Below are 5,281 nucleotides of genomic sequence, written 5' to 3' on the forward strand. Positions count from 1 at the left end.
CCTTCCAATGAGGACGGTCGGCAGTCTCATTTTTTACCCTTTCTCTTTTTCTTCTTCGTTTCTTCAAAAGCACCATCGAGAAGTTTTTTCATCTTCCTCAGCTCGCGATAGACAAGGTAGTTCACGCTGCCTCTTTCGAACTTACCCGTCTTGGTGAGTTTTCCTGCCTTCATTCCCGTTACGATCTCTATCGCATCGTCCACCGTCTCCACGGTCCATATGTGAAAAAGTCCTTTCTTCATAGCCTGGACGATCTCATCTTTCAACACGAGATTCTTTGCGTTGGCCTTTGGTATGATCACACCCTGCTCCCCATCAAAACCTCGACTCTTACACGCCCTGAAAAATCCTTCGACTTTCTCGATTATTCCCCCAACCGGTTGAACTTCCCCGTGCTGGTTTATAGAACCCGTCACGGCTATTCCTTGCTTTACAGGAACTCTGGAAATGGCCGAAAGAAGTGCAAGTGCTTCCGCAAGAGAAGCGCTGTCCCCCTCTACCTCACTGTAGACCTGCTCAAAACTGATTGAAGCGCTCACAGAAAGGGGGAACTCTTGAGCATACCTGCTTCCAAGGAACCCTTCCAGTATCAACACCGCCTTGCTGTGAATTTTCCCACTGAGATCTGCTTCTCTTTGAATATCCACAACTCCGGGTTTTCCAAGATAAACTTTCGCCGTGATCTTCACGGGCACCCCAAAAGAGTAGTCTCCAAACTCGAGTACTGTCAAACCATTCACTTGACCCACTTTGGATCCGGTTACCTCGATCATAAGGTCGAACCTTTTTATCATCTCATTGTATTTCTCTTCGAGAAGGTTCCTCCTCTTTTCCATCGCATTGAAAGCCCTGATAACATGAGAGGCTGTGGTCACTGTTGATCCATCCATCCTCGCCAGCTCTCCAGATTCGACTATGAGGTTCACGATGTCCCCGAAAACGGTCGAGAGCTTGGTACTGTCTTTTGCATGCCTCATAGCATACCAGATGACCCTCTTCACAGCTCCTTTGTCGAAATGAGGCAGGTTCTTTTCACGACAAACGGTAGATATGAAGGATGTGTATTTTTGAACATTGAGCTCGTTTCTTGGAATTTCCCAATCGAACTCTGCCTTTATCTTGAACAGCTTCCTGAAATCTGGATCCAGCTCGTAAAGGAGCTCGTAGAGATAGGGCGTTCCTATTACGAAGACTTTCAGGTCAAGAGGAATTTTATCGGGTTTTAACGTGATGGTGTTCGAGATGCCAAGAGTACTCTCAAGGTTTTCCACACCAATCTGACCTTCTAGGAGGACCCTCTTTAGATTTTGCCACACGTAAGGCTGGCTTAGTAAACGCTCCGCTTCGAGGATCAAGAAGCCACCGTTTGCTTTGTGAATGCTTCCAGGCCTTATCATCGCAAAGTCGGTCTGAAGAAAGCCTCCTCTTACGTAGTATTCTATCTTTCCAAACAGATTGGAGTACGTGGGATTTGTCTCGTAGATCACAGGAGCACCATCTAGATCGGAGTTGTCGACGATCAAATTCAACGAGTACTTTCTCATGTATATCTCTTTTCTCTCTTTGGTGTCCATCTTCAAGAAGTCGATCAAGTTCTCCACTATGTCCTTCTTTATGTCTTCCAGAAATTTCCTTATTGTTTCCCCCTCAAACTCGCTTTCCACTTCAGAAAAGAGTGGTTCTATGGCGAAAAGAGCAGTTCTTTTGTGGAATTCCTCAAGAGACTTTCTGAACTCTATGTCCAGCTTTCTGATTCTGTAAAGCGTACCGTCGACAAGGTGTTTCAATTTCACTTGTCTTTCTTCGATCTCCTTCCTTGCCCCATCTGGAAGAGCGTTCACTGCCTCCGGCGAAAGAGGTTTCCCATCCACTAGGGGAAGCATCACAACACCCGCGGGCGTCATCTGAACCATAAATCCGAGTTCTTTCGCCTTTGCTTCCAGACTCTCCCAGAGTTCCTTCTTCATGCGGGAAAATCTCTCCTCTATTTCAGAAACCCTTCTGGCGAATTCCTCGCTTTCAAAGGCTTTGTTCAAAACCTCCACCACTTCGTTTATCAGATCCTCGAGTCTTCTTTTAAAATTTCTCCCCTGTCCAGGCTTGAAAGATATCGCTTTAGGTTCATAAGGATTTTCAAAGTTGTAGACATAACCCCAATCGTTTGGAACGGAAAGTTTTCTTGCCGCACTTTGAAGCATCTTTTGAACGAAAGTGCGCCGTCCTGTTCCAGTAACACCCGTAACGAAGATGTTATAACCTTTTTCCCTGATCCTTATTCCTATTTCTATGGCTTCCCTTGCCCTCTTCTGACCTATGAACCCTTCGCCAGGAGGAACTTCCTCTGTGGTACGGAAATTCATAAAATCGAGTTCGAAATTGCTTATTTCTTCAGGTTTGAGTCTCTTGATCATAATTCCACCCCTTTTTCACGTGATCACATTTTATTGTACAATATTCGAAGAGGAAGCGACTCAGTTGAAGCGAGAAAGGGTGGGATTGATGGGAGATGTCATAGTGGTGACCTCCGGTAAAGGAGGAGTGGGGAAAACCACCATCACAGCCAATCTGGGATGTGCTCTTGCAAAGCTTGGAGAAAAGGTCTGCCTTCTTGATGCAGACATAGGTCTGAAGAATCTCGATATAGTCCTTGGTCTGGAAAACAGGATAGTCTACACACTGATCGACGTGGTGAACGGGAAGGTATCTCCTCAAGAAGCACTGGTCAGACACAAGGTGTTGAAAAATCTCTATCTCCTTCCTGCCTCACAAATCGCCACAAAAGAGATGGTCTCTCCCGAAGACATGAAGTCAATCGTCAGAGAACTAGTACCAAACTTCGATTACATAATCATCGATTCTCCAGCAGGTATCGAGAGGGGATTCAGAAATGCCGTGGCTCCAGCTGAAAAGATCCTTGTGGTTACCACCCCCGAGGTACCTGCTATCTCCGATGCCGACAGAGTGATCGGGCTTCTGGAGAACTTCGGCTTTTCTGATGACAGGATCCACGTCATAATCAACAGGTTCAAACCGCACATGGTGAAAAAGGGAGAAATGCTCACCACGGATGATATCAAACACACACTCTCTCTGGAGATCATAGCCGTTATACCAGATTCTGAAGAGATCATTATCGCCTCGAACACCGGGACTCCTGTCTCCTTGAACGGGAATTCCAGGATCTCTAGGAACTTCGAAAATCTAGCGAAGAGAATACGGGGAGATCGTGTACCCATTGAGGAAGACTTCGCTACCGTATCCAGGGGGTTTCTTGATTCGTTGAAGGACTTCTTCTCAAAATTCAAGAGGGGATGATACGATGAAGTTTCTGTTCTGGGAGTTTGGAAAGAAAAAAAAGAGCAGGGAGACCGCCCGAAAAAGGCTGGAACAGATCGTCGGGCAGACGAAAAGGAAGCAGATGAACATAACGGAGATCATACCAAGAGAAGTCCTCGATAAAAATTCCGACAAGATAAAAGAGAGAATCGCAAGCTGGCTCTCTGAAACGTTTAACGTGGAAAAGGATAAGATAAAAATAGACCTAGAGGAAAGGGAAGGCCACGTGGTCATAATTACGAACGTGTTCTTCAAATAGGAGGTGTGAGAGATGGTGAAAAAACTGACGATTCGATCTTCTACTCGCACTCAATTCATCGATATCACTTCAGAGGTTATCAAAGTGATAGAAGAATCGAAGATGAAAAGTGGCATCTGCGTTGTTTTCGTTCCACACACCACCGCGGGCGTAACGATAAACGAGAACGCGGATCCCAGTGTAAGACATGATATCATGACCACTCTTGGAAAGCTGGTCCCAGCTTCGACGAATTACACACATTTGGAAGGAAACGCAGATTCTCATATAAAAGCTTCTCTCGTTGGATCATCCGTTACACTCATAGTAGAGAACGGACGCCCCTTGCTTGGAACCTGGCAGGGAATTTACTTCTGCGAGTTCGATGGTCCAAGAACAAGGAGTGTTTACGTGAAGATAATAGAAGATTGATCATAGTAGCCTTGCCTTTATCTTCTCTTCCAGAGAAGTCTCCGTGAGCTCTTCTATGAATACCATCTTCGGTGGTTCCATTCCGTTGAAACGCGTATTGTACTCTACTGTGTACGCCCCTGCATTAACGAAACAGACAAGATCGTTCAAATTGGTGGTCCTTGGAAGAAGGATCTTATCGTATATGACATCGACACTGTCACATGTTGGTCCCGCCAGGTGATATTCCTCCAGCTCATCTTTTTCTTTCCCCAACACTCTTACTTCGTACTCAAAATTCTGTATGGTCTCGGCAAGGCCATGGAACACACCAGCATCCAGGTAGATCCACTTTTCTCCAGCTCTTTCACTCTTCAAGAGCACTTTTGTGACCAGCCAGCCAGCTTCCCCCACCATGTACCTTCCGGGTTCTGATATGAGTTTCAAGCCATGGACGAACCAGAGGTTCTCATCGACGGCTTCTTCGATGACTCTCCCTATCTCCTCCATCGTGGGAATGGGTTTTCTGTGCCGAACTGGGAATCCTCCTCCAACATTCAACAAAAAGAGATTCAAACCAGATCTCATGGCTTTTTTGAAGATCTTCCCAGCAACAGAAATGGCTTTTCTCCAGCTTTCAGGGTTCAGATTCTGGGACCCCACATGGAAACTCACTCCAGCGGGGACCAGCTTCATTTTAGCAGCATAGAACAGAAGATCCAGAGCGTGATCCGGATCGGTCCCGAATTTTCTGGAGAGAGGCCAGTCCGCGTCAGATCCATCCGTTGCTATCCTCACAAAGATCTCACTACCCGGTGCGCTGATCGCCACCTTTTCTATCTCCATCTCACTGTCAACTGCAAAAAGCCTGATTCCATTTTTGTATGCGAACGCTATATCCTCTTCTCTCTTTATGGTATTTCCAAAACTCATCCTCTTGCCTGGAACACCGAGGGCAAGAAGCTTTTCTATCTCTCCTTTTGACGCCACGTCGAAATTGCATCCCAGTTTCGATAGAAGAGAGAGAATGCGAGGATGGGAGTTTGCCTTCACAGCGTAGTATATATCGGCACTTTTCAAAGCCGCTTTCATCTCGAAGAACTTTTTTTCCACCACGGAAAGATCGAAAAGAAGAAACGGCGTTTTGGTCACTTCAAGAGCTCTTCGCACCCAGTATTCCATGGGATCTCCCCCCTACTTGAATCACTGATACAGAATAAAGAATAAGGAAAAAACAGATCGTTATGAAGTATCTTTTGGTTAACGTTTAGTTAAATATAAAAGCAAGGTAGAGAC

General features: G+C 45.8%; 5 protein-coding genes. 3 read left to right on the forward strand and 2 right to left on the reverse strand.

Annotated features, from left to right (window positions below):
* Positions 1–26 precede the first annotated feature (26 nt).
* Complete coding sequence (locus J7K79_RS03975; RefSeq protein WP_296905408.1) at positions 27–2,411, reverse strand: Lon protease family protein; 2,385 nt, start codon at positions 2,409–2,411, stop codon at positions 27–29.
* Positions 2,412–2,499: 88 nt separating this feature from the next.
* On the opposite strand from J7K79_RS03975, the gene minD reads away from it, so the two are divergent.
* Genes minD through J7K79_RS03990 form a run of 3 tightly spaced genes read left to right on the forward strand, consistent with a single transcriptional unit; the run spans position 2,500 to position 4,006 of the window.
* Positions 2,500–3,315, forward strand: coding sequence for a septum site-determining protein MinD (gene minD, locus J7K79_RS03980; protein ID WP_296905416.1), 816 nt, complete (start codon positions 2,500–2,502; stop codon positions 3,313–3,315).
* A gap of 4 nt (positions 3,316–3,319) precedes the next feature.
* On the forward strand, positions 3,320–3,595 hold the full coding sequence (locus tag J7K79_RS03985; RefSeq protein WP_296905410.1) for a hypothetical protein: 276 nt from the start codon (positions 3,320–3,322) through the stop codon (positions 3,593–3,595).
* A gap of 12 nt (positions 3,596–3,607) precedes the next feature.
* The gene (locus J7K79_RS03990; protein ID WP_296905412.1) at positions 3,608–4,006 is read left to right on the forward strand and encodes a secondary thiamine-phosphate synthase enzyme YjbQ; all 399 of its coding nucleotides are present in this window, start codon (positions 3,608–3,610) and stop codon (positions 4,004–4,006) included.
* Here J7K79_RS03990 and J7K79_RS03995 read toward each other — a convergent pair whose 3' ends face one another.
* On the reverse strand, positions 4,007–5,167 hold the full coding sequence (locus tag J7K79_RS03995; RefSeq protein WP_296905414.1) for a type III PLP-dependent enzyme: 1,161 nt from the start codon (positions 5,165–5,167) through the stop codon (positions 4,007–4,009). It lies immediately after the preceding gene.
* Positions 5,168–5,281 lie beyond the last annotated feature (114 nt).

The organism is Thermotoga sp., assembly GCF_021162145.1.
GTDB lineage: Bacteria > Thermotogota > Thermotogae > Thermotogales > Thermotogaceae > Thermotoga.

Excerpts from the sequence above, each read along its gene's own strand:
- minD (WP_296905416.1), top strand. The coding sequence starts at position 2,500 with ATGGGAGATGTCATAGTGGTGACCTCCGGTAAAGGAGGAGTGGGGAAA.
- J7K79_RS03975 (WP_296905408.1), bottom strand. The coding sequence starts at position 2,411 with ATGATCAAGAGACTCAAACCTGAAGAAATAAGCAATTTCGAACTCGAT.
- J7K79_RS03995 (WP_296905414.1), bottom strand. The coding sequence starts at position 5,167 with ATGGAATACTGGGTGCGAAGAGCTCTTGAAGTGACCAAAACGCCGTTT.
- J7K79_RS03990 (WP_296905412.1), top strand. The coding sequence starts at position 3,608 with ATGGTGAAAAAACTGACGATTCGATCTTCTACTCGCACTCAATTCATC.
- J7K79_RS03985 (WP_296905410.1), top strand. The coding sequence starts at position 3,320 with ATGAAGTTTCTGTTCTGGGAGTTTGGAAAGAAAAAAAAGAGCAGGGAG.